Origin of the sequence: Micromonospora sp. DH13 (assembly GCF_020873825.1) — a bacterium.
GTDB classification, from domain to species: Bacteria; Actinomycetota; Actinomycetes; order Mycobacteriales; family Micromonosporaceae; genus Micromonospora; species Micromonospora haikouensis.
Map to the genome: position 1 here is coordinate 13,623 of NZ_JAHWGR010000041.1, position 24,439 is coordinate 38,061.

At 72.7% G+C, this 24,439-nt stretch carries 16 protein-coding genes and 5 tRNA genes; 7 read left to right on the plus strand and 14 right to left on the minus strand.

The genetic code is table 11. From position 1 onward, the window contains the following. Positions 1–166: 166 nt before the first annotated feature. Both LPA42_RS28790 and LPA42_RS28795 read left to right on the plus strand, forming a co-directional pair. Complete coding sequence (locus tag LPA42_RS28790) at positions 167–1,177, plus strand: nitroreductase (RefSeq protein WP_077936891.1); 1,011 nt, start codon at positions 167–169, stop codon at positions 1,175–1,177. Positions 1,178–1,288: 111 nt separating this feature from the next. After that, positions 1,289–2,995 carry a GAF domain-containing sensor histidine kinase gene (locus LPA42_RS28795; protein ID WP_077936890.1) on the plus strand — a complete coding sequence of 569 codons (1,707 nt, stop codon included), beginning with the start codon at positions 1,289–1,291 and terminating at the stop codon, positions 2,993–2,995. A 110-nt stretch (positions 2,996–3,105) separates the two neighbouring features. Here the strand turns inward: LPA42_RS28795 and LPA42_RS28800 are convergent, their stop codons facing one another. Further along, positions 3,106–3,744 carry a response regulator transcription factor gene (locus LPA42_RS28800; protein ID WP_043962597.1) on the minus strand — a complete coding sequence of 213 codons (639 nt, stop codon included), beginning with the start codon at positions 3,742–3,744 and terminating at the stop codon, positions 3,106–3,108. A 185-nt stretch (positions 3,745–3,929) separates the two neighbouring features. On the opposite strand from LPA42_RS28800, the gene LPA42_RS28805 reads away from it, so the two are divergent. The 3 genes from LPA42_RS28805 (at position 3,930) to LPA42_RS28820 (ending at position 9,037) form a co-directional block, all read left to right on the plus strand. Next, on the plus strand, positions 3,930–4,904 hold the full coding sequence (locus tag LPA42_RS28805) for a nitroreductase family protein (RefSeq protein WP_077936889.1): 975 nt from the start codon (positions 3,930–3,932) through the stop codon (positions 4,902–4,904). Positions 4,905–4,983: 79 nt separating this feature from the next. Then, entirely contained in the window at positions 4,984–7,917 is a 2,934-nt protein-coding gene (locus LPA42_RS34250) for an AfsR/SARP family transcriptional regulator (protein ID WP_077936888.1), read from the plus strand. A 121-nt stretch (positions 7,918–8,038) separates the two neighbouring features. Beyond that, complete coding sequence (locus tag LPA42_RS28820) at positions 8,039–9,037, plus strand: twin-arginine translocation signal domain-containing protein (RefSeq protein WP_043962596.1); 999 nt, start codon at positions 8,039–8,041, stop codon at positions 9,035–9,037. A gap of 645 nt (positions 9,038–9,682) precedes the next feature. Here the strand turns inward: LPA42_RS28820 and LPA42_RS28825 are convergent. From LPA42_RS28825 to LPA42_RS28830, 3 genes are all read right to left on the minus strand, one after another. Continuing rightward, the gene (locus LPA42_RS28825) at positions 9,683–10,180 is read right to left on the minus strand and encodes a DinB family protein (RefSeq protein WP_077936887.1); all 498 of its coding nucleotides are present in this window, start codon (positions 10,178–10,180) and stop codon (positions 9,683–9,685) included. 67 nt (positions 10,181–10,247) lie between these two features. Continuing rightward, positions 10,248–10,379, minus strand: a complete 132-nt coding sequence (locus tag LPA42_RS34055; RefSeq protein WP_255378725.1) for a hypothetical protein — start codon at positions 10,377–10,379, stop codon at positions 10,248–10,250. Positions 10,380–10,662: 283 nt separating this feature from the next. Continuing rightward, positions 10,663–11,475, minus strand: a complete 813-nt coding sequence (locus tag LPA42_RS28830; RefSeq protein ID WP_077936903.1) for a helix-turn-helix domain-containing protein — start codon at positions 11,473–11,475, stop codon at positions 10,663–10,665. A gap of 86 nt (positions 11,476–11,561) precedes the next feature. On the opposite strand from LPA42_RS28830, the gene LPA42_RS28835 reads away from it, so the two are divergent. Further along, positions 11,562–11,966: a nuclear transport factor 2 family protein gene (locus LPA42_RS28835; RefSeq protein ID WP_228986998.1), complete on the plus strand. Its 405-nt coding sequence runs from the start codon at positions 11,562–11,564 to the stop codon at positions 11,964–11,966. 61 nt (positions 11,967–12,027) lie between these two features. Here the strand turns inward: LPA42_RS28835 and LPA42_RS28840 are convergent, their stop codons facing one another. The 7 genes from LPA42_RS28840 to LPA42_RS28870 all read right to left on the minus strand — a co-directional run bounded on the left by LPA42_RS28840 (position 12,028) and on the right by LPA42_RS28870 (position 23,049). Next, positions 12,028–13,026 (minus strand): NAD-dependent epimerase/dehydratase family protein, encoded by a 999-nt coding sequence (locus LPA42_RS28840; RefSeq protein WP_077936885.1) that lies wholly within the window; start codon positions 13,024–13,026, stop codon positions 12,028–12,030. 88 nt (positions 13,027–13,114) lie between these two features. Next, the gene (gene recQ / locus LPA42_RS28845) at positions 13,115–14,953 is read right to left on the minus strand and encodes a DNA helicase RecQ (protein WP_077936884.1); all 1,839 of its coding nucleotides are present in this window, start codon (positions 14,951–14,953) and stop codon (positions 13,115–13,117) included. 113 nt (positions 14,954–15,066) lie between these two features. Then, complete coding sequence (locus tag LPA42_RS28850; protein ID WP_077936882.1) at positions 15,067–18,546, minus strand: glycoside hydrolase family 3 C-terminal domain-containing protein; 3,480 nt, start codon at positions 18,544–18,546, stop codon at positions 15,067–15,069. Between the two features lie 32 nt (positions 18,547–18,578). Beyond that, complete coding sequence (locus LPA42_RS28855) at positions 18,579–19,625, minus strand: LacI family DNA-binding transcriptional regulator (protein ID WP_198956492.1); 1,047 nt, start codon at positions 19,623–19,625, stop codon at positions 18,579–18,581. Positions 19,626–19,705: 80 nt separating this feature from the next. Further along, on the minus strand, positions 19,706–22,186 hold the full coding sequence (locus LPA42_RS28860; RefSeq protein WP_158229391.1) for an alpha/beta hydrolase-fold protein: 2,481 nt from the start codon (positions 22,184–22,186) through the stop codon (positions 19,706–19,708). A 651-nt stretch (positions 22,187–22,837) separates the two neighbouring features. Next, positions 22,838–22,912: transfer RNA gene (locus LPA42_RS28865), tRNA-Val, on the minus strand. Between the two features lie 64 nt (positions 22,913–22,976). Further along, positions 22,977–23,049, minus strand: a tRNA-Gly gene (locus tag LPA42_RS28870). A 161-nt stretch (positions 23,050–23,210) separates the two neighbouring features. Here LPA42_RS28870 and LPA42_RS28875 point away from each other — a divergent pair. Continuing rightward, entirely contained in the window at positions 23,211–23,450 is a 240-nt protein-coding gene (locus LPA42_RS28875; RefSeq protein WP_043962588.1) for a DUF6458 family protein, read from the plus strand. A gap of 204 nt (positions 23,451–23,654) precedes the next feature. Here the strand turns inward: LPA42_RS28875 and LPA42_RS28880 are convergent. From LPA42_RS28880 to LPA42_RS28890, 3 genes are all read right to left on the minus strand, one after another. After that, a tRNA-Val gene (locus LPA42_RS28880) sits at positions 23,655–23,729 on the minus strand. 12 nt (positions 23,730–23,741) lie between these two features. Continuing rightward, positions 23,742–23,812: transfer RNA gene (locus LPA42_RS28885), tRNA-Cys, on the minus strand. Between the two features lie 34 nt (positions 23,813–23,846). Then, positions 23,847–23,919, minus strand: a tRNA-Gly gene (locus LPA42_RS28890). Between the last annotated feature and the right edge of the window lie 520 nt (positions 23,920–24,439).

The window sequence follows — 24,439 nt, forward strand, 5'->3', positions numbered from 1 at the left end:
CGAATCACGCCCGCCGCCTGTCATGATCGGCGGAGGCGAACTACCCGGACGGGACGGGACCTGCGTACCGTGCGTCCGGGGGTGCCGGTGCCGCAGGATGGAGCGGCAACCCCGCCCGGGGCACCGCGCGGTGGGGCACGATGGGCTGAGACGAAAGGTCGTGACGATGAGCCACGAGACGCCGGCGACGGACCGCCCGCTGACCACCGCGCTCGCGGAGGCCGCCGCGACGGCCGGCCACGCGCCCTCGGTGCACAACACCCAGCCGTGGCGCTGGCGGGTGCTGCCCGACGCGCTGGAGCTGCGCGTGGTGCGGGACCGTCAGCTCGCCGCCACCGACCCGGAGGGGCGGCTGTCGGCGCTGAGCTGTGGCGCGGCGCTGCACCACGCCCGGGTGGCCCTCGCCGCCGAGGGCTGGGCGTTCGTGGTGGAGCGGCTGCCCGACCCGGGCGATGCGGAGCTGCTGGCGCGGGTCGGCGACCTCAAGCGCGTCGAGGCCGACCCCGACGCCATGCGGGTGGTGCAGTGCATGCAGGTGCGGCACACCGACCGCCGCCCGGTCGGCGACGAGCCGGTGTCGACGGCCGCGCTCGGCGACATCGCCGCGGCGGTCGCCGCCGAGGGCGCGCGGTTCCAGGTGCTCAACTCCGACCAGGTGATGGAGCTGGCCGCGGCGGCCTCGCACGCCGCGAATGTGGAGGCGGAGGACTCGGGGCAGCGCGAGGAGCTGGAGTACTGGACGAGCCGGGTGGGCACCGGCACGGGCCTGCCGCCGGAGGTGCTGCCCGAGCAGGCGCAGCAGACCACCGTGCCAGGGCGGGACTTCGGCCGCCCGGGCACCCTGCCGATCGGGCCGGGCCACGACCGGGCGGCGGCGTACGGGGTGCTCTTCGGCGACGAGGACGAGCCGGACAGCTGGCTGCGGGCCGGGGAGGCGCTGTCGGCGGGGTGGCTGACGGCGACCCGGCTGGGCGTGTCGATGGTGCCGCTGTCGGGCGTCGTCGAGGTGGAGGGCACCCGGCAGACCCTGCGGCAGGTCCTCGCCGGCCTCGGATACCCGTACCTGGTGCTGCGGATGGGCATCGCGGACCCGGCGCACGCCGGCCCGCCGCACACCCCCCGGCTGCCCACCGAGCAGATCGTCGACACGTCCGCGGTGCGCGGGCAGGGCGCGTGATCAGGCGACCGCACGGGTGATCGAGGCTGGGCCGGTGCGTTCGCCGGGCGATACCATCGCCGGGTGAACGCACCGAACCCGAGGCATGAGCCGGTCGCGCCGTCGCTGGGGTTGAGCCCGCTGTCGCGGGTCCGCCTCGACGAACTGCTCCAGGAGATGCTGGACCGCGTCGGCGAGGTGGTCACCAGCCGGGAGCGGCTGCGGGCCCTGCTCGACGCGGTGGTCGGCATCGGCACCGATCTCGACCTGCGCAGCACGCTGCAGCGGATCGTGGCGGCGGCGTGCGAGCTGGTCGGCGCGAAGTACGGCGCGCTCGGGGTGATCGGCCCCGACCGGCTGCTGCACGACTTCATCACCCACGGCATCGACGCCGAGCTGCACGCGAAGATCGGCGACCTGCCGCACGGGCGGGGCGTGCTCGGCCTGCTCATCGACGAGCCCCGCCCGGTGCGGATGCCCGACATCACCAAGCACCCCAAGTCCTACGGTTTCCCGCCGCACCACCCGCCGATGCACAGCTTCCTCGGGGTGCCGGTGCGCATCCGCGAGCAGGTCTTCGGCAACCTCTACCTGGCCGAGAAGCAGGGCGCGGCCGAGTTCACCGAGGACGACGAGGAGATCGTGGTGGCGCTGGCCGCCGCGGCCGGCGTGGCGATCGAGAACGCCCGGCTGTATGCGCTGGCCCATCGCCGGGAGCGCTGGCTGGCGGCCACCGCCGAGATCACCTCGGTGCTGCTGGGCGAGGTGCGGCGCACCGACGCGCTGGCGCTGGTGGCCCGGCGGGCCCGGGAGGTCGCCGAGGCGGAACTGGCCGTCGTGCTGCTCTACGACGAGGACGCCGGCCAGTTCACCGTCGAGGTGGTCGACGCCGCCGACAGGCCGGCCCGGGGGCCGGCCGACGGGGCCGGCGAGCCGGTCCGGGGGCTGGTGGGCGCGGTGCTGCCGGCCGGCGAGACCAGCTTCGCCGAGTCGGTCACCGAGCGGCGGCACACGCTGGTGGAGAACCTGGCCGAGGCCGCGCCCTGGCCGACACCAGTGACCGCCGGGCCGGCGGTGGTCTCGCCGCTGGCCGCCGCCGACACGCTGCACGGCGTCCTGGTGATCGCCTACCCGCCCGACCGGGGCGGGGCCACCGACGACGACGTGGCGCTGCTCGGCAGCTTCGCCGGGCAGGCGGCGCTGGCCATGGAGCGGGCCCGGGGGCAGGAGGAGCGGGAGCTGCTGGTGGTCCTGGAGGACCGCGAGCGCATCGCCCGGGACCTGCACGACGTGGTCATCCAGCGGCTGTTCGCCACCGGCCTGCAGTTGCAGAGCGGCGCGATGAACGCCCGCCCCGAGGTGGCCAAGCGGATCAACGCCGCCGTCGACGACCTCGACGCCACGATCCGCGACATCCGCCGCACGATCTTCGAGCTGCGCACCCCGATGAGCGCGGCGCTGCGCACCGAGATCCGCGAGGCGGTCGACGTGGCCGCCGGGTCGCTGGGCTTCCGGCCGTCGCTGGAGCTGACCGGCCCGATCGACAGCGCCGTTCCCGAGCCGGTCCGCCCCGACCTCACGGCCGTGCTCCGCGAGGCGCTGTCCAACGCCGTACGCCACGCCGAGGCGAGCCGGGTCGCGGTGGGCGTGCGGGTGGAGGGCGGCTGGGTGACGGTCACGGTCGCCGACGACGGCAAGGGCTGCGACCCGGCTGCCGCGCGGGGCGGCCTGGTCAACCTGCGCGAGCGCGCCGAACGCCACGGCGGCGAGTTCGAGGTGCGCCCGGTGACGCCCCACGGCACCGAGCTGCGCTGGACGGCCCCGCTGCGCGACGACTGACCCGGCACGACGACGGGCTGGCCCGGCGCGACGGCCGGCCCGGCACGACGACCGGGCTGGCGTGACGGCCGGCTCGGCGCGCCGGGTGACCCGACAGTGCCGGCGGCCGGTCAGTGCGCCTTGCCGAGGAGGCGGGTCGCCAGGACGGCCGCCTGGGTGCGCCGCTCCAGGCCCAGCTTGGCCAGCACGCTGGAGACGTAGTTCTTCACCGTCTTCTCGGCGAGGAACATCTTGCCGGCGATCTCCCGGTTGGTCAGGCCCTCGGCGACGTATTCCAGGATGCGCCGTTCCTGCTCGGTGAGGGTCTTCAGCTCGCGGGGCTGCTCCACGCCGCTGCGGATGCGCTCCAGCACCCGGGTGGTGATCGCCGGGTCGAGCAGGGACTGGCCGGCGGCGACCCGGCGCACCGCGTCGACCAGGTCGGTGCCGCGGATCTGCTTGAGCACGTAACCGGACGCGCCGGCCATGATGGCCGCGAACAGCGCCTCGTCGTCCTCGTACGAGGTGAGGATCAGGCCCTTGATCGACGAGTCGACGGCGCGGATGTCGCGGCACACGTCGATGCCGTTGCCGTCGGGCAGCCGGGCGTCGAGGATCGCCACGTCGGGCCGCAGCGCGGGGATGCGGCGGGCCGCCTCCTGGGCGGAGCCCGACTCCCCCACCACCTCGATGTCGCCGCTGTTGGTGAGCAGGTCGGCAAGGCCACGACGGACGACCTCGTGGTCGTCGAGCAGGAACACCCGGATCATCCCTCGTTTCTACCCCCTCGGGCCGGGTGCCCGCACGGGCCGAAGGTCCCTACCGCCGCCGCGCGGCGGTGGGCTGGGGGTCCCGGCGCAGACGGGACGTCCGGCCCTGCCCGCCGACCGCCCTGGTCACGCACCGTGGAGGAGGACCAGACGGGGCGGCACGACTGCCACGGGAGGGGATCATGATGGAGACCGGCTTCACCGTCGAGCAGCTCAGGACCGCCGCCACCGACGCCGTGCGGGCGCCCTCGCTGCACAACAGCCAGCCGTGGCGGTTCCGGCTGCGCGACGGCGGGATCGAGGTGCTGCTGGACCGCGGTCGCCGGCTGCCGGCGACCGACCCGAGCGGCTGGGGCGCCCGGATCGCCTGCGGGGCGGCCCTGTTCAACCTGCGGCTGGCGCTCGCCGTCGCGGGCACCCCGGCGACGGTGCGGCTGCGCCCGTACCCGACGGAGCCCGACGTGCTGGCCCGGCTGGTCCCGGACGTGCCGCGCCGCCCCACGCCGACCGAGCAGATGCTGTACGGCGTCATCCCGCACCGGTTCAGCAACCGGGCCCCGTTCTGGCCCGATCCGGTGCCGGCCGACGTGCGGTGGCGGCTCGGCGAGGCGGCCCGCGCCGAGCAGGGCTGGCTGGAGATGGTGATCGGGGTGAGCGCGGTGAACGCGTTCGCCGAGGTCGCCCGCAGCGCCAACCGGGTGCTGGAGCGCGACCCCGCCTACCGGGCCGAGCTGGCCGAGTGGGTGCGCAGCGCGCCCGCGCCCGACGGGGTGCCGGCCGGCGCGGGCGGCCCGCTGGGCGAGCCGCAGGACCTGCTGCCCAGCCGGGGCTTCGGCGGGCGCAGCCGGGCGCCGGGCCGGGACTTCGAGCCGGAGCCGCTGGTGGCGGTGCTCGGCACGGCCGGCAACACCACCACCGACCAGGTGGTGGCCGGGCAGGCCCTGCAGCGGGTGCTGCTCACCGCCACCGACGCCGGGCTGGGCGTGTCGATGATGTCCCAGCCGATCGAGGTGCCGGGGGCGCGGGAGGCGCTGCGGCTGTCCCTGGGCCGGTTCGGCACCCCGCAGATGGTGATGCGGATCGGGTACGGCCAGCCCGGCTCGCCGACCCCCCGCCGCAGCGTCGACGAGGTGCTGGACGTGCCGGTCGGCCAAGCGTGAGGCGACGGTCGCCGGGGTGCGCGCCGCACGCCGGCGACCCCCGCCCCCGCCTGTGCGCACGGTGGTACGGTGCCGGCCGATGGCCAGCTTCGCGATACTCGGGCCGCTCGAGGTGGCCGTGGCCGGGCGGACGGTCACCCCGCGCAGCGGCAAGCAGCGGGCGCTGCTGGCCGTCCTGCTGGTCAACGCCGGCCGGGACACCGGGCTGGACCAGCTCCTCGGCGCGCTGTGGGGCGACGCGCCGCCGGACACGGCCGTCGGGCAGGTGCAGACGCTGATCTGGCGGCTGCGCGGGGTGCTCGGCGACGCCATCACCACCCGCCCCGGCGGGTACCGGCTCACCGTCGCCGACGCCGACCTCGACGCGCGCGTGTTCACCGCCCGCGCCACCGAGGCCGCCGCGCTGGCCCGGGCGGGCCGGGCGGCCGAGGCGGCCCGCCGCTACGGCGAGGCGCTGGCGCTGTGGCGCGGCCCGGTCCTGGCCGACGTGCGCCTGCCGGGCGACCCGCACGCCGCCGGGTTCCCCGCCGCAGTGGCGGAGCTGACCGAGCTGCGCCTGGCCGTGGAGCGGGACCGGGTGGACGTCGAGTTCGCCCTCGGCCGGCACGCCGAGCTGATCCCCGCCCTGCACCGGATGGTCGACGCCGAGCCGCTGCGGGAGGAGCTGCGGGAGCGGCTGATGCTCGCGCTGCACCGCACCGGCCGGCGGGCCGAGGCGTTGGAGACGTACCGGCGGGGCCGGGCGGCGACCGTGGCGGAGCTGGGCCTGGAGCCCGGCCGGGGGCTGCGGGAGCTGCACCGGCGCATCCTCGACGGCGACCCCCTGCTGGACGCCGCCGAGCCCGCCCCGGCGGCGCCGCCGCCCGCGCGCCCGGCGGCCCAGTTGCCGATGGACGCCGCCGACTTCGTCGGCCGGCACGACCTCGCGGCCCGGCTGGCCGCGCTGCTGGCTCCGCCAGCCGACGGCCCCGCCACGGACGCCGGGCAGCCGGCCGCGCCGCCCGTCGTGGTCGTGTCCGGCGCGGCTGGCAGCGGCAAGACCACCCTCGCGGTACGCGTCGCGCACCTGGTGCGGGACCGGTTCGGCGACGGTCAGCTCTTCGTGGACCTGCGCGGCGGCGGCGAGCCGCACGACCCGTCGACGGTGCTGGGCCGGTTCCTGCACGCCCTCGGCGAGGACCCCCGGGCGGTGCCGGCCGACACCGACGAACGGGCGGCGCTGTTCCGGGCCCGCACGGCTGGGCGACGGCTGCTCGTGGTGCTGGACAACGCCGCCGGGGAGAACCAGCTCCGGCCGCTGCTGCCGGCCGAGCCCGGCTGCGCGGTGCTGGTGACCGCCCGCCGCCGGCTCACCGCCCTGCCCGGCGCGCACCACGTCGACCTGGGCGTGTTCGCCGCCGACGAGGCGGTGGACCTGTTGCGGCACGCGATCGGCGCCGACCGGGTGGCCGCCGAGCACGCCGACTGCGTGCGGGTGGCCGAACGCTGCGGGTACCTGCCGCTGGCCATCCGGATCGCCGGGGCGCGGCTGGCCGCCCGGCCGCACTGGCCGGTGGCGAAGCTGGCCGGGCAGCTCGCCGACGAGCGGGCCCGCCTCGACGTGCTGCGCACCGGCGACCTGGCGGTGCGCTCCAGCCTCGCCACCAGCTACCACGAGCTGGACCCGACCGAGCGGCGGCTGCTGCGGCTGCTCGGCGGGGTGGACCTGCCCCGGGTGCCGGGCTGGGCCGCCGCCGCGCTGCTGGACCGGTCGCCGGCCGAGGGCGAGGAGCTGACCGAGCGGCTGGTCGAGGCCCGCCTGGTGGACGCCGACGGCGGCGGCTACCGGCTGCACGACCTGGTTCGGGCGTACGCGCGGGAACTGCTGGACGCCGACGGCGCGCCCGGTGAGCGCACGACCGCGCTGGGGCGGCTCACCGGCGGGTGGCTGACGCTGGCCGACGAGGCGTACCGGCGTACCGGCGGGGGTTTCCGGCGGGGCGTGGCCGGCGCCGCCCCGCGCTGGTCGCGGTGGACGGCCGCCGAACGCGACGCCGTGCTCGGCGACCCGGTGGCCTGGTTCGAGGCGTCGCGGCGGATGCTGGTGGCGACGGTGCGGCGGGCGGCGGCGGCCGGTCTGGTCGAGCCGGCGTGGAACCTCGCCAACACCCTGGGCCGGCTGTTCGAGCTGCGCGAACACCTCGACGACTGGGCGGGCGCGACGACGGCGGCCCTGGACGCCTGCGTGGCCGCCGGCGCCGAAGCGGGCCGGGCCTGGCTGCTGCGGTCCCTCGGCGAGCGGCACCTCAACCTGGACCGCCTCGACGACGCGCTGGCCTGCTTCGACGCGGCGCTGGCCGGGTTCGACCGGCTCGGCGAGCGCAGGGGGCAGGCGCTGGCGCTGCGCGCGGCGGGCACCGCCTACCGGCTGCGGGGGCGCGACGCCGAGGCGATGGCCGCGCTGAGCCGGGCGAAGGCGATCACGGTGGAACTCGGCGACCGCGCCGGCCAGGCGCAGGTGCTGTTCGGTGTCGGCGCGGCGCACCGGGTGGCCGGGCGGCCCGGGCCGGCGGAGGCGGCGTTCCGGCAGGCGCTGGCCATCTTCGGGGAGCTGGGCGACCGGTTCGGGGAGGCGTACACGTCGACGAGCCTGGCCCTGGTGCTCGGCGGGCGCGGCGCGGACGCCGACGCCGAGGCCCTGCTGGGGCGGGCCCTCGGGCTGTGCCGGGAGCTGGGCTACCGGCGGGGCGAGGCGATCTCCCTGGGGCACCTGGGGGAGCTGCACCTGCGCACGGGCGCGCACGAGCGGGCGGTGGCCGAGCTGACGGAGGCGGTCGCGGGGGCCCGGGAGGTCGGCGACGGCATCGGCGAGCTGATCGCGCTGCGCCGCCTCGGCGCGGCGTACCTGGCGCTGGGCCGGTTGCCGGCGGCCCGGTCGGCGCTGCGCTACTGCCTCGCCCTGTGCCGCGAGCACGGCGAGGACGGCGAACGGGAGCGGGCGCTGCGCCTGCTGGGCGAGGTGCGGGCGGGGTGAGAGCCGCCGCCGCGCTCGCGTGAGCGGGGTGAGAGCAGGTTGAGAGGGCCGGCGAGGCGTCCACCGGGGAGGGTGGGCGGCGGGCGCGTGCCGTGCCCACCGGACCTGGGGAGGCTCCACCATGACCGACCGTTCCATCCCCGCCGGGGACCGCCCGGGGCTGTCCCGGCGCGGCTTCCTCGGCGGCGTCGGGGCGTCCGCCGCCGCGCTGACCGTCGGCGGCGTCCTCGGCGACGCCCGGCCCGCCTCGGCCGCCTACTACATGAAGTGGGGGGCCGTCGTCTCGCCGGGCGACGCCAGCAACAACATCGACTTCAGCCGCAAGGTCGACATCCTGCGCCGGATGCGCCCGCAGACCGCCCGGATCTCGATGTTCTGGGGCGACCCGTACAACCGGCGGTTCAGCGACGCGCAGCTCGACTCGCTGCGCGGCACCGGGCTCACCGAAATGATCATCCAGTCGTCGGAGGACCCGGACCCGAACCTGGCCCGCCACCAGCTCAGCCTGATGCTGCCCTACATCGACGCGCACCCGAACACGCTGTTCGTCTGGGAGATCGGCAACGAGCCGGACTGGCACCAGCCGAACAACCCGTGGCTGGCCCGGTGGAACCGGCTGGCGACGATCCGCGACAACAAGCCGTCGCAGGACCGGGGCAACCTGCTCTGGGCGGTCAACATGCCGGCCGGCCGGTGGGCCGGTGACGGCAGCGGCTTCACCTTCGGCAGCTCCGGCAGCTGGTTCGACGCGTTCGTGCGGGACACCGGCGACGGGCTGGGCGGGATGCTCTCCGGCCCGTACCAGCCGGACGTGGTCACGGTGCACTGCTACAGCTCGACGTACCTGAAGCGGGGCGCGGACGGCGGAGGCGAGCGCAACCCGTACAAGATGGTCGACTACGTGCGGGGCTGGAACAACCGGATCAGCATGAAGGTCACCGAGGCCGGGATCGACGGCTACAAGTCCGACCGGGGCTACCGCTACGTCAGCTTCGGCTCGTCGGTGGCCAACGAGACCGCCGGGCAGATCGACAGCGTCTGCTTCTACGGCATCCCGCCCGCCGAGCGGGAGTACGGCATCGGCGAGGGCGAGGCCGACCAGATCGGCACCCACCCCTGACCGCCCGGACCGGGGCCCCGCCGCCGGCGGCTGACGTTGCGGAGTCGGCCTGCGGCGGGCCCCGGTCCGTGGCGCAACAGCGCCCGTGGCGGGGTCACCGGGACCAGCCCCGCCACGGGTGCGGCGGGGGGGCGGCGGTGGGTGGGGGGGCCCGCTACCCGCCGACCACCGTTGGGTGTACGCCGCCGGCGGGTGCCCAGAGGTGGCTACGCCGTCGGCGGCGACGCGCGGGCCGGCTGGCACGGCCAGGGCGCGGCGCACGACCGGCACAGCCAGGCCGGGCGCATCGGCAGGTGCGGACGGCCCATCAGCACCTCCGCAGGCAGCGCATCAGCAGGGCGATCGCGCGAGCCTCGGCGTCGCGCAGCGGCAGGAACCACAGGAACCGCTTGACGATCTCCGGCGGCTCCGGCCCCTCCGGCCTCCCGCGCAGGTCGCGGCCCCGGCCGAGGAACCCGAAACGCTCGCGAGTTCAGAGATCTTGGTACGAAATGGCCCCTCTGGGGGCTGTTTCGTACCAAGATCTGCCCCGGTCTCCGCTCTGCGGCGTTGCGTGAGGTCTCGTGGCCGCCCGGGGACACGCGCTGCGCTTGTCCCCGCTCACACTGACACCGGCTCGAGGCGGCGGAGGCGGACTTCCGCGCACTACTCGTCGAGGATCTGCTCCCGGAGGATGTCGGCGTGCCCGCAGTGCTGGGCGAGTTCGCGCAGCACGTGCAGATAGACCCACCGCAGCGGCAGCGGGCCCCGCCGGTTGCCACGCAGGATGTCGTCCAGGTCCAGGGACGACGTCGCCCGGCGGGCCGCGTCGCAGGCTTCGCGGTGCGCCTGCTGGACGCTGGCGATCGTGTCACCGTCGTCGAGGAGGAACGAGTCCTCCGAGGCCGCGGGGAGGCCGAGCTCGACGCGCGGCCGGCACGTGATGGCCTCGTCGAACCAGACCCTCTCGACGAAGGTCGCGTGCTTCACCAGGCCCAGCAGCGTCGTCCGGGACGACACCAGCGACCGGCGCGCCTGTTCCTCCGTCAGCCCGTCCAGGCAGTGGTTGAGCGCACTGCGGTGCTCGTCGATGAACGCCTCGAACTGGGCACGGGCCGGCTGTGCGATGACCTGTTCGGCGAAGGTGGGCGGCAGGGAAGGCATGGCCGAAGCATTCCAGATCGTCGCGCCGCAGAGGACCACCGGGACGAACGACCACCGGAAGCACCGGTCAGCCGGCCCGGTACGAGAGGTAGCGGCCCTCCGGCCAACTGTGGAAGTTGTTCAGCTCGGACGCCTGGCCGCTGCAGTCGGGGGTCTGGTAGCCGGGGACACTGCCGAAGCCGCCGCTCCAGGCGAGCATCCAGGTCGCGTCGGCCGGGACCGGACGACAGACGCCGTCAGGGGCGGCCTGCCGACGATCTCGGTCGGGTAGCTCGAATAGAAGACCAGGCCCGTGTCGGGGCTCTGGAACGGCTCACCGGCGGCTGCGGGCGACGCCGGCAGCGCCACGGCCAGCGTGGCGACCAGGGCTGCGACGAGACCTGCGGCGGCGGGCTTGACGGAGCTGCGCATGGCGTCCTCCCGGTAGGGCGTTCGGGGAAGGGACCGGAGCCCGGTGCAATCCGAACTCAAAACGACCCTCATCAATGCAACGATTGACCGGGGAAGTCCCGCGTGTCAACCACGGGGCGGCGCTGATCCGCAAAGTAGGCGGCGCTTTCCGCATCCGCCGGATAGTAGGACTCGATCGCGATCTCGTCGATCGTGACGTCCATCGGCGTGCCGAATGTGGTGATGGTCGAGAACAGCCGCAGCTCCCGTCCGCCGATGCGCAGGATCATCGGAATCACGACGTCGGTGTCGATCCGTTGGCTCGACGCGTCCTCGGGTGCGGTTGCCAGCAGCTCCTCGTAGAGTGCGGCGACTTCAGGGTCGGGGGCGACGGCGAGCTGGCGGGAGATCCGGGCACGGAACACCGCGCGCACGTCGGCCAGGTTCACGACCATGCGGGCGAAGCCGCGCGGGTCCAGCCCCAGCCGCACCAGGTTGACCGGCGGTCGCAGCAGGTCGGGGTCCACCTGCGCGAAGAACGGATCGACGGCGCGGTTGGCCAGCACGATGTTCCACCGGCGGTCGAAGACCACCGCCGGATACGGCTCGTGCGCGCGGAGCACCCGCCGGACCGCGTCGCGGGCCGCCGACAGCGCGCCGTCGTCGAGGGGACGCTCGGCGTACCGGGGTGCGAAGCCCCCGGCGAGCAGGAGCCGGTTGCGGTCGCGCAGCGGCACGTGGAGCTGGTCCGCGAGGCGGAGGATCATGCCGGCGCTCGGCTTGGACCTGCCCGTTTCGACGAGGCTGACGTGGCGAGCCGAGACGTCGGCAGCGATCGCGAGATCCAGTTGGCTCAGTCCCCGGCGTCGCCGCCACTGCCGCAGGAGATCCCCGACCGTGTGCACGATCGCCAAGCGTACGCGTCGTCGCGCCGGACGCCATGAAATCCGATTTCATCGACAACCGGAGCGACCACGGAAACACTGCGTCCATGACCACACAGAACAACAGTGCGCAGAACAAGAGCATCGTCCAGCGGGCGCTCGCCGGGCTGGTCGAGACGGGCGACGTCGACGCGCTCGCCCAGTTCCTGAGCGACGACTTCGTCCACCACAGACCGGGCTTCGTGAAGTCGACCAGGAGGGAATGGCTCGCCGCCGTCCGCGCCGCGCTGGTGCCGCTCGTCGGCATGCAGGTCGAGATTCATCAGGTGCTCGCCGATGGCGATCACGTCGTGGTGTACTCGCGGCGGTGGCTTCCCGATGCGGGGCCGGAGATCGCGGTCGTCGACATCTGGCGGATCGACGCCGGGCTGATCGCCGAGGGGTGGGAGATCATCGAGCCGACGGCCCAGGTCGCCGCCAATCTGGCGTGGTGGGAACCCGCTCGGCGGTAGACGACGCATGGGCCGCCTCCGGCGCGCCGCCGGACGGCGATCCGTCCGGCGGCCTCCGTGGTCAGCCGGCGGCGGCGAGCAGGGCGGCCTCCCGCTGCGGGTCCAGGCCCACCGGCGGGCGGGCCGGGCGGCCGGCGCGCGGCGGCACGCCACCGACCGCGCGCAGCCAGGCCCAGGTGTCGGCGACGGTCTCGGCCACCGGCCGGCAGGTCAGCCCCGTCGCGTGCGCCCGCTGCACGCCGCGCTCCTGCAACCAGCGGTACTCGTGCCCGAGGGGGACCCAGATCGGCAGGTCGTTCCACGGTTCCACCCCGGCGGCGAGGATCGTGTCCGGGTCGGTCCAGCGCAGCCGGGCGGCCGAGCCGGTGGCGGCGACGCAGGCGTCGAGCAGCTCACCCATCGTCGCGTGCCCGGTCCGCGACAGCACGTTGTACGCCCCGCCGTCGCCCGCCACGCCCCGGTCCAGCAGCCACGCCGCCAGGTCGCGGACGTCGACGTACTGCAGGGGCAGGTCGACGGGGCCGGGGGCGAGCACCTCGCCGCCCCGGGCGACCCGGTGCAGCCACCAGGGCAGCCGGCCGATGTCCTCCCCGGGGCCGAGGATCAGCCCGGCGCGGGCCAGCAGCGCCCGGTCGCCGAACACCGCCGCGGCGGCCCGTTCCCCGCCGGCCTTGAACTGCGCGTAGGAGCCGTCGACGGCGTCGGGCTCGGCGGCGACGGTGGGCGCGTCCTCGCCGACGCCGGGCGGAACCGGCCGGGCGTAGACGGAACCGCTGGAGACGTACCCGAACCAGCCGGCCCGCTCGCGCAGGGCGCGGGCGGCGTCGCGGACCGCGCGGGGCGCGCCGTCCCAGGTGTCGACGACGAGGTCCCACTCGCCGTCGGCCAGCGCGGCGAGGCCGCCGGGCGCGTCCCGGTCCCCCCGCAACCGGTGTACGCCCGCCGGCAGCGCGCCGCTCACCCCCCGGTTGAACACCGTCACCGACCAGCCGCGGCGCACCGCCTCGGCTACCGTCGCCCCGCCCACGAAGCCCGTCCCGCCCAGCACCAGGAGTCTCATCGTCCCACCCTGCCCCGGGCGGCGGCCCGGCCGCGACGGGTGTTCACCCCCAGCGGATCTGCCGACAGCAGAACCCGGGCGCCCTCCCCTACTCGCCCAGGGCGGCGAGGAGCTGCTCGCCGTAGCGGGCGAGCTTGGCCTCGCCGACGCCGTTGACCCGGGCCAGCTCGTCCAGCGTCGACGGCGGGTCGGCGGCGATCTGGCGCAGCGTGGCGTCGTGGAACACCACGTACGCGGGGACGCCCTGCTCCTTGGCGGTGGCCGCCCGCCAGGCGCGCAGCCGCTCGAACACGGGCTCGGCCCCGGCGGGCAGCTCGACGACGGCCGCCGCCCCGGGGCGGGTCTTCGCCGCCGACCGCGCCTTCGGCGGCCGCACGGTCTCGCGGCGCATCGGCACCTGCCGGCGGCGGCCCAGCACCTCGGCGCTCGCGTCGGTGAGCACGAGGGTGCCGTAGTCGCCCTCGACGGCGAGCAGGCCCTGGGCGAGCAGCTGCCGCACGACGCCCCGCCACTCGGCCTCGCTCAGCTCCTCGCCGATGCCGAACACGGACAGCACGTCGTGGCGGTGCTGGACGACCTTCTCGGTGCGCCGGCCGAGCAGGATGTCGATGCACTGGCCCGCGCCGAACTTCTGGTTGCGTTCGCGGTGCAGCCGCAGCACCGTCGACAGCAGCTTCTGGGCGGCGATCGTGCCGTCCCACGACTCCGGCGGCTCCAGGCAGGTGTCGCAGTTGCCGCACGGCCCGCTGGCCTGCCCGAAGTAGCTGAGCAGCCGCACCCGCCGGCACTCGACGGTCTCGCAGAGGGCGAGCATGGCGTCGAGGTGGGCGGCGAGCACCCGCCGGTGCGCCGCGTCGCCCTCCGAGGAGTCGATCATCTTGCGCTGCTGCACGACGTCCTGCAGCCCGTACGCCAGCCAGGCCGTCGACGGCAGGCCGTCGCGGCCGGCGCGGCCGGTCTCCTGGTAGTAGCCCTCCACGGAGCGGGGCAGGTCGAGGTGGGCGACGAACCGCACGTCGGGCTTGTCGATGCCCATGCCGAACGCGATGGTGGCCACCATGACCAGGCCGTCCTCACGCAGGAACCGCTTCTGGTTCGTGGCGCGGGTGGCCGCGTCCAGCCCCGCGTGGTAGGGCAGCGCGGCGACGCCGTTGGCGACGAGGAACTCGGCGGTCTTGTCGACGGAGGCGCGGGAGAGGCAGTAGACGATGCCGGCGTCGCCGGGGTGCTCGGCGCGGATCAGGTCGAGCAGTTGCTTGCGGGGCTCCCGCTTGGCCACGATCCGGTACTGGATGTTGGGCCGGTCGAAGCTGGCCACGAAGTGCCGGGCCGCCGTGAGATCCAGCCGGGTGGCGATCTCCTTCGCGGTCTCGGCGGTGGCCGTGGCGGTCAGCGCGATGCGCGGCACGTCGGGCCAACGCTCGTGCAGCATCGACAGCGCGAGATAGTCGGGGCGGAAGTCGTGACCCCACTGCGCCACGCAGTGCGCCTCGTCGATGGCGAACAGCGCGATGCGGCCCCGGTCGAGCAGCCGCAGCGTGCCCCCGCTGCCCAGGGCCTCGGGGGCGAGGTAGAGCAGGTCCAGCTCACCGGCGACGAACTGGGCCTCGACGAGGCGGCGAGCGTCGGGGTCGAGGGTGGAGTTGAGGAAGCCGGCCCGCGCCCCGACGGCGGTGAGCGCGTCCACCTGGTCCTGCATGAGGGCGATCAGCGGGGAGACGACCACCGCGACGCCGTCGCGCACCAGCGCGGGGATCTGGTAGCACAGCGACTTGCCACCGCCGGTGGGCATGAGGACCAGGGCGTCGCCGCCGCCGACCACGTGGTCGATGATCTCCTGCTGCTCGCCCCGGAAGGCGTCGTAGCCGAAGACCCGCCGGAGCACGCCCAGCGGAGTCTCGGCGAGCGTGTCGCTGGGGGAAGTCATCCGGCGAGTCTACGAGGGCGCCCCGACACCGTCGCCGGACCCGGCCGGCCCGGCGGCGAAGTAGCCCGCCGGATCCCAGCCGCACAGGTGCACCCTGCCCTCGTGGTCGCCGGTCAGCGCCCGGCTCCCGTCGGCGCCGCTGACCAGCAGGGTGGGCCCGTCGGCGGAGGCGTGCAGGGCCCGGATCTCCCCCTGGTTGGGCCGGTGGTGTCCCACCGACGCCCGGGTGTGATCGTCATCAGGGCGGACTCCGACGTCTGTACGCCGGCACTGGTTGCCGTGACGGTTACCCGCACGTGCCCGGTCCTCGCCGCGGTCAGGACTCCCGCCGGGGTGACGCTCGCACCGGCGGTGTTGGTGTCCATCGGGGCGATCTGGTAGCCGTACGTCGCTGTCGGGTCCGCCGGGAACACACGCGCGGACAGCTGCGTCCCCGAGGACGCCTGGTCGAGGCTGACTGCCCGATCGCCGAAGTTGACCCGCGACGGGTAGGCGTTCGGGAACGCCGAGCCGGTGGCGTCCGGTGCGCCGGAGGTCACCACGACCGGGAACGTGGTCGCCCTGCTCTCCCCGTTGGCGGTGGCCCTGGCCGTGATCAGGACGGCACCGGTGGACACCGGTGTGACCGAGCCGCGGGCGTCGACCGTGGCGACCGACGGGTCGGAGGAGGTGTACGTCACCGTGAGCGCCCGGTCGGACAGGTTCCAGAACGTCATGTCGTGCCTGGTGACCGACAGTCGCGCGTTGATCCGGTTGTCGGGGGTGTCCAGGCTCAACTCGGTGGCGTCCGGCTGGGCCGAGACCACCTCGACGCCGGGCGTCCGGCGTCCGGTCACCCGCAGCTTCACCGACTTCAGGTCCGCGTCGGCCGAGCTCGGCCCGGCCAGGATGGTCCAGTCGCCCGTGGGAAACACCTTCTTGTGCTTCACGTCGTCCCAGAACCACAGGTCACCGGCGTCGATGGTGACCTTCACCGTCTTGGTTTTCGCAGCGATCAGGCCGCTCTTGACGAAGCCCTCCAGCTGCTTGAGCGGGCGTTGGCTGCCGTCGGCGCCCTGCGGGGCTCTGGCGTAGACCTCCACGACAGCCTTGCCCGGGCGATTGGCGGCCCGGTTCGACACGGGCACCGAGACCGTCACCGATTCGTCGGGAGTGATCTTCGAGGACGACAGTCTCGGGGTGCCGTAGCCGAAGGGCGAGTAGGACAGGCCCTGACCGAACACATAGTGGGGAGCCGCGCAATCAGGACCGACCTGGTAGTAGAGGTAGGTCCGGCCGCACCTGGCACCTTCCGCCCTGGTCATCCGGTAGTCCTCGATCGCGCGGTCCGGAGCGGCCGCCGGCCCGAGTTGTGCGTCGACGTCGGAGTACCAGGTCAGCGGCAGCTTGCCGGAGAAGTTGGCCACCGCAGTACGCCCGTCCTCCAGCGCCACCGCGTCGTTGAACAGCAACTCGGCCATCGCCTTGCCCTGGTACATGCCGTTGAAGGACGACCAGACGATCGCCCCCACGCTCGGCAGGTCCTTGAACGGGCTGACGTCGACCATGGTCTTGGCCTGGATCCACACCGCGATCTTCTTGCCGTACTTCTGTGCGAGCGGGGCGATCGAGTCCCGGATCAGCTCGGCCTGCATGCGCGGCAGGACGACTGTTGCGCGGTCCGTGCCCTCTCCGCCGTCGTTGTTCCGGTGACCGACGACGACCACGACATTGTCGGCCTGGGAGATCTGGTATTCGGCGGTCGCCGCGTCCGCTACGGGATCGCAGGGGCTGCTGGCGCACACAGAGGTGGTGATCGCGGTGCCGTCGGCGTCGAGGACGTCGGGGAACACCGCAAGGTGGCTGGACAGGAACGGCGTGGTGGAGCCCGCGGTCACGGCCGAGGGAGCCGCCCCCGTCCGCTCGGCCAACGCCTGGGCGAAGGTCGTGTCGACCGCCGTGGGCCCGGAGTAGGAGCCCGACTGGAAGTTGTTGAGGGTGTCCACGTGCCCGAGGGCGACGGTCTTGCCGGACGCCGCGCCCGCGAACGGGAGCGCTCCGCCGGCGTTCTTGAGCAGCACGGGCGCCTCGAGGGCAGACTCGTGCGCGACCGCACGGTGCGCCGGCGAAGCCAGCTTCACATCGGGATCGCCGGCCTCCGACAGCGAGTAGGAATCGCTGTTCCACGGGACGGAGGCGACGGGATCGAACTCACCCAGCTGGAACCGCGCGGTGAAGGCGCGCACGAGCGCGATGTCGACGTCGGCCTCGCTGACGAAGCCTTGGCTCTGAGCTGCCGGGAGTCCGCTCGCCGTCGGGTAGTCGCCGCCCGAGCAGTCAAGATCGGTGCCGGCCTTGAGCGCCCAGGCGTTGCCGAGGGTCTTGCTGATCTGCGTCTGCCCGCCGAGTTGGGCGGGCTGCCACGAGTGTCCTGACGTCCCGGTTCCGTGCACGCGGGTGATCGCATCGCAGTCGGAGACGACGAAGCCGTCGAAGCCGTACGACCTGCGCAGCATGGTCTCGATGGCGTACCGGCTCGCCGCGGCCGGCGTCCCGGGCGTGCCGCCGGGTGTGACATTGTCGCGGGGACTCCACAGGGTGGGGTAGCTCGATGCGGACGGGTAGTCGGTGGTGTAGTCCTCCACCACGGAGAAGGCGTTGTAGGCGGCCATCAGCGACCGCGCGCCCGCCTCGCCGGCCGAGGCCGCGAAGGGCGGCAGGAAGTACTCGTGCATCGAACGCTCGGTGATGTTCGACGTGCCGAAGTCGCGGTTCGCCTCGGAGTTGTTCGCCAGGTAGTGCTTGGGCGTGGCGACCGCCTGGATGTAGTCGGCCGCTCCGGTGGGAACCGTGTCGGGACGTGACGCCGTGTCGCCCTGTAGACCGGTCACGAAGGCGCCGGCCACCTGGCCCGCCAGGAAGGGATCCTCGGTGTAGGACTCGTCCGCCCGCCCCCACCGGGGGTCGCGGTTGAGGTTCTGGTTCGGCGACCAGTAGGTCAGGCCGTGACAGGCACCACCGGCGGGGTCGGGGTTCGTCACACCCGGCGGGCAGGACGTGTTGTAGGTCACGCGGGCCTCGTCAGCGATACCGCCGGCGATCTCCCGGGTGATGCCCGGATTCCACGTCGATGCGATCGAGGTGCTCTGCGGGTACTGCGTGTAGTTGCCGTTGCCGGGGACGGTCGGGAAGTAGATCCCGTGGTTCGCCTCTCCCCAGTATCCGTACGACTTCACGCCGAGCCGGTCGATCGCCTTCGGCTTCGGACGCCAGGTCGCATGCGGCTGCATCGCTATGAGCTGGTCGTACTTCTCCTCCAGCGTCATGCGCGAAACCAGGTCCGCCGCACGGACACTGAATGGCAGCGAGGTGTTCCGGTACGCCGGCGTGTCCTCGGCGGAGGCCGAAGCCGGCCGCGCGAACGCGGCGAGCCCGCTCGCCGCCACAGCCCACGCCAGCCCGAACGCCAAGGACCTGCGTCCTGGACTCCTGGCGCCTCTGCCGTGCCCCCTTGCTCGCGAGGGCGCAGAACTGGTCTTCACCATCGAGGGACCCCTCCCCTTCACGTTGAAGAACTCGAATTTATCGATGGTTTCGCAGTGTCGATGCCCCATACCGTCACGGCGGGGAGTGCGGCAGGACGGCCTCAGCGCAGCGTCGACCGCCTCTGGATCAGCTCGAAGTCGATGACAATCCGCCGGGGCGCCGGCCGCTCCTCTCGCGGCACGCCGTCGAACTGAAGCTGGATCCGCTCTTCCAACAGCGCGACCGCCCGGTGTGCGATCACGTCGCGTCCGGGATCGATGGTGCTCAGTGGAGGTCGGGAGTAGTTCGCCTCGTCGATGTTGTCGAAGCCGATCAACAGGACGTCCTCGGGAACCCGTAGACCGCGGTCCTGAAGGGCAGCAAGCGCGCCCAGCGCGAGTGTGTCGGTGAACGCCACAACCGCGTCGGGTTCGACGCCGCTGTCAAGGATACGAGCGATCGTCGCCGCGCCGGTGGCGTGGAAGTAGTCGGGTACACCGATGACTGCGCGTGGGTCGACGTCCAACCCCCGCGACCGGAGGGCGTCCCGGAAGCCCTGGAACCGCAGCGTCCCGCTGCTCGGCGACGGGTCGTCCTTGACCCCCAGGGGAACCACCGTGGTCGCTCCGCGGTCCAGGACGTGCTCGGTCGCCGCACGTGCCCCCTCGACGTTGCTCATCGTGACGTGGTCGACGCCGCCATCGAACACCCGCTCACCCAGGAGCACGAGGGGGAAGTCGACGTCGAACAGCGAGAGGTCGTTCTGGCCCAGCGCGAGCGGGGAGTACAGCACGCCGTCGAAGCGTGACCGGTAGCTGCCGTCCAGGACCCGCAACTCACGGTCGCGCTCGGCGTTGGTCTGCTCGATGAAGACGGTCAGGCCCCGCCTGGACGCCTCTCGCATGACGGCGTCCGCAAGTTCGGCGAAGTAGACACCGCGCAGCGCCGGCAGCACCAGAGCGATCGCCCCCGTGCGGCCCCGGCTCAGGTTCCGCGCCGACACGTTCACGTGGTAGCCCAGCTCACGGATCGCGTCGTCCACCCGCTCGCGGGTCTCCGGACGCACGTACTGATAGCCGTTGAGGATGTTGGACACCGTCTTGATCGACACACCGGCGAGGCGGGCGACGTCGCGCATCGTCGCCGACCCGTTGGTCTTGCGTGCCACAGCCCCTCCCGCCGCTCGTGAAATGGTAGGCCAGCGCACAAGTCTGCCCCCGTCACGACCCCCGGCCGCGTGACGCGAGGTCAGCCGATGGTCAGGGCGATGGTGTGCACGGAGCCGCGGACCAGGTCGATCTGCAGCTCGTAGGCGCCCCGGGCGAGCCCGGTGGTGTCCCAGTGGAAGACGTACTCGTCTCTTGCGGCGCTGTAGCGTGCGGTGTTGTCCGCCCCCTTCCGGACAGGTGCGGCCGGAACGCGGTTGCCGGCCACGCCGTCGGTCTTCTTCACGAGGTAGATGCGCGGCTCCGCGTCGGTGACCGTCCCGCCGTCTGCGTCGGTCAAGGCGAACCTGACCGGCACGGGGCGTCCGGCTTCGACGACGTCGGAGCCGTCGCCGGCCAGCGGTGGCCGCACCCCGCCGAACCGGTACTCAGGCGCGAAAAGCCGCGGCACGAAGTCGATCAGATTCGCCATCCAGATGTCGAAGCCATGCGGTCCGACCCAGGTGCCGGCGTACTCGTACTCGATGCCCTGGGAGGTCAGCCACTGCATTGCCTCCTGCGTGAACGAGTACGTGAAGTCGACGTCACCGGAGTACAGCCTTGCCAGCCTGGTGCTTTCGTTGACCGCCCGGGCGTCGACGGTGGGGTAGGAGAGCAGGCCCCCGGAAAAGGCACCGATGTAGGCGAACTCGCCCGGGTGGTTGAGCCACGTGCCGAGGGTGTTCATGGCTCCCCACGACAGACCGGCGAGCGCCTGCTCATCCGAATCAGTCGAGATGTTGTACTTTTCCGCCGCGGTTGGCATCACGTGCTGGCTGAGGTCGGTCCAGAAGTCGACGCCATTCTGGTCGGGCATGACCACGACCATCGGCACCATTGTCCCGTTGAGGTAATGGTTGTCGAGGATCTGTCTGGCACGCCCGGTCTCGATCCAGCTGCCGTAGTTCTGGCCCCCGCCGTGGTACAGGTAGAGCACCGGGTAGGCAGCTGCGCGGTCGGCATCGTAGCCGGGCGGCGTCCAGACGTACGCGTAGCGCTCTGCGCCCTGGCCTCCGTCGTAGGTCATCAGCGAGACCGTGCCGCCCCTGCCCTCGGGGACGTCGGCCAGCATCGCGTCGGACTTGCCCGGCACGAAAAGCTGCGACTCCATCACATGGGTGTTGACGGTGTCGGCGGGGTCCTTCTTGTCGACGCCGTCGACCACGTACCGGTAGTAGTGGTAGCCGTCGAGCGGCCCGATCGTGCTGCGCCAGCGACCGTCGGGCTGCTTGTCCATCGGGATCCGGAACCACTGGCCGTTCGGGGCCCAGTTGCCCCAGATCGTGACGTGCTTGGCGCCAGCCCACTGGGTGCCGGTCTCGAACGTGACGATGCCGTGCGGGTCGATGTGCGGGGTCGTGATCGACCCGGCCGGAGGGGGCGCGTACGGCCGGGTCAGCGCACGATGCCCCTTGCTGGCACCGTGGGAGACGACCTTCTGTCCGAAGAGCCGAGCGGCGAAGTCTCGCAGGTTCTCCCGCCACGCGTCCCAGGTGGCGCCGTCGTCGGGGTTGACGCCGTCGAACTCGAACCTCACTCCGGACTTCTTCAGGTCCACCAGCAGGTCGTAGTTGTCGTTGTAGGACGGGTCGAGCGTGTTGCCGACGTATGCCCGGAGCAGCTCGGTGCCCTTGTTGATCGCTTTGGCCTCCGCCTTGGTGATCGAGCCGTCGACGGAGCCAGAGAAGGAGCCGACGTAGGCGAACGCGCCGGGATCGCTGCGGAGGATGCGCATCGCCTGCTCGGCACCCGTGGCGACACCGGCCAGCGCCTGGCTCTGGGGCCGAGACGAGACGTTGTAGCCGGCCCGCGCTGCGGGGACGATGGCGTTGAGCAGCTCGGCGCGGGGGTCGGCGGAATTGGCGTCGGCCATCACGACCACCATCGGCTTGGCGTCCCTGCCTGCGACCAGGTTGTCGAGGATCTGCTTCGCCCGGCCAAGTTCCAGCCACTCACGAGCGGTCTGGCCCTCGCTGCTCAGCAGGTACAGGACCGGGTACGCCTCGGCCCGGGCGGCGTCGTAGCCGGGCGGCGTCCACACCAGGGCGGTGCGGCGCTGCGCCGCCGTCGCGCTCGGGTAGGACAGTTCCTCCACCGTCCCGCCCGCGGCGATGTCGTCCATCCACTCGACCGACTCACCCGGCACGAAGAAGGTGTTCCAGTTCGGCTTCGACGTCACCGCCACCGGGCTGCCCGGCTGGCGGAAGGACACCTTCGACCTGTCCTGCATGGTCGCGGTGTACTGGTAGTAGTACAGCCCGGGCTCCAGCGGACCGACGTTCGCGGCGTAGTCCGAGCCACTCGGGTCGAGCGCGAGCGCCGACCAGGTGCCGCTCGGGCCAATGTTCGCCTCCAGCTCGAGGGCCGCCGGCGTGCCGCCGACGATGCTGATGACCTGCGACTGCGGCACCTTGAAGTAGTGATAGACGTCGTCGTGCGAATGCCACGTGTCGGTCGCGGCAGCCGCCGGGGCGGCCGCGATGGCTGACACCACCAAAGCCGCGGCTGCGACAAGGCTGGTCATTCGGGGGCCACTGCTGTGTGACATCGCGTTGCTGCTCCTCTCAGAGCGTCAAGGCCTGCCGCATCGAAGGCACGCGCCTCACCATCGAGATCGACTACCGAGATCTTCCCGGCAGCCACGACGGCCCACATCCACACCAGCGGCACTACATTTCCTACACCGGTGTAGAGCGAATGGCAAGATACCTCTTCTTGCCTCCATGATCTCGTGGTGAACCCTGCACTCGACACCGCCCGAGCTTCTCCGACGACAAAGAGGCCATCCCGCAAAGCCACCATGGCAGGGCGCCACTTCAAGGCAGTTGACGCCTGTTGAGCTGCAGTTTCATGCCGTTCGATGTTATTGACGTCCGTGAGTTGATCCACTCCGCGGGAATGCGGTCCACACCAATCCCACGGAACTACGGGAGCGACAATTTCAGCAGGTCAGCCGCTTGATCATTGAGGAAGGTCGATGCCGAGTCTGCGCCCGCCCGCCGTTCAACGCCCCTGGGGCCCGACCCCCGCCCCCGCCCCCGCCCACACCGCGAACCAGCCCGCGCGGAAAGCTGAACGATCACGCGCTCCCAACCCGCTCGCAACGCAAGGAGCAGAAACACCAAAGTCCGTTACCGGATGACCGGTAACGGACCTTCTGCGCAGCACACATGGATGGTGGGCGATACTGGGTTTGAACCAGTGACCTCTTCCGTGTCAAGGAAGCGCGCTCCCACTGCGCCAATCGCCCGCGCTCGCCGGCCCGGCGTGAGAAGCCGACCCCGGCTGCGGTCAGCCCCACGGGGCGGATCGCGAGCGGACGACGGGATTCGAACCCGCGACCCTCACCTTGGCAAGGTGATGCGCTACCAGCTGCGCTACGTCCGCGTGCCGCCAGCGTTCGCCGGCGACGGGGTGAACTGTACCCGATGGCAAGATCGCGGAACAAACGCCCCTCGGGTGCGCGGCGCGCGCCGCCGATTACGCAGCTCACCGACGGGGTACTTGTCCACCTCGACGGCACACTGCATCCCCCGAAGGAGGCTGTCGTGGGTATCGGTACGAGCATCTTCCTGATCGCGGTCGGCGCGATCCTCACGTTCGCCATGGACGCCACCGTCGGCGGCGTCGACCTGGACGTCGTCGGCTGGATCCTGATGGCCGCCGGGGCGCTCGGCCTCGTCATGACCACGCTGGTCTGGGGCCGCCGTCGCGAGGTGGTCACCACCACCGAGCCGGTCGAGTACCGCCGCGTCGAGGAGCGCCGGGACGTCGCCCCGCCGCTGTAGGCAGCTCTCCCCCGGGCCGACGGAGCTGAACGGTTCGGGGGCGGCACGGATCCGTGCCGGCCACCGCCTTTTGGTGGCCGGCACGTCACTGTCGCCTGCGCGTGCGGACACCGGGCGGGGCATCGGATGAGTGGGGCGCCACGGCCAGGACGACCCCGGACGGCGAAACGGCCCGGCACCTGTGTGGTGCCGGGCCGTTACCCGTGGTGGGCGATACTGGGTTTGAACCAGTGACCTCTTCCGTGTCAAGGAAGCGCGCTCCCACTGCGCCAATCGCCCTCGTCAACTGCGAGGTGGAGACGGGATTTGAACCCGTGTACACGGCTTTGCAGGCCGTTGCCTCGCCTCTCGGCCACTCCACCGAGGTTGCCCCCGACATGCGTGGCGGCAGATCCGAGCGGACGACGGGATTCGAACCCGCGACCCTCACCTTGGCAAGGTGATGCGCTACCAGCTGCGCTACGTCCGCACGCCCCCGGCGTTTCCCGGTGACGGATGAGAACTTTAGCCGAGCCCGCGAGCGGTTGCCAAATCGGGGGGCCGCCGGGCGCGTCCGCCCAGGCCGTCGCCCCGCCCGACCGGCCGCCCACCTCCCCCGCCCCACCGGCCGCTCGACCGGCCCGCTCGGGCCATGCGAGGGGTGACCGCGTCGCCATGTCGCCGACATGGCGGTATCCCCGGGCGGGGAAGGCCCCATGTCGGCGACACGGCGGCGCGCCTTCCGCCGCGTCCCCGACACCGTCGAGACCCCGACACCGTCGAGACCCCGACACCGCCGCGTCCCCGACACCGCCGAGGCCAGCCTGGCGTGGTCGCCCACGTGGCGGCGCGCCACACACCCCGCAGGGCTTCCTAGGAGACTGGACAGGACGCCCCACGACAGGAGCGGACATGGCCGACAAGGACGAGGAAAGTGTCTTACTTCCGACTCGGGGGATCGAATCCGCCGGGGCGGTCACTGTTTGTGCACGAACGGATAGGTTACGGTA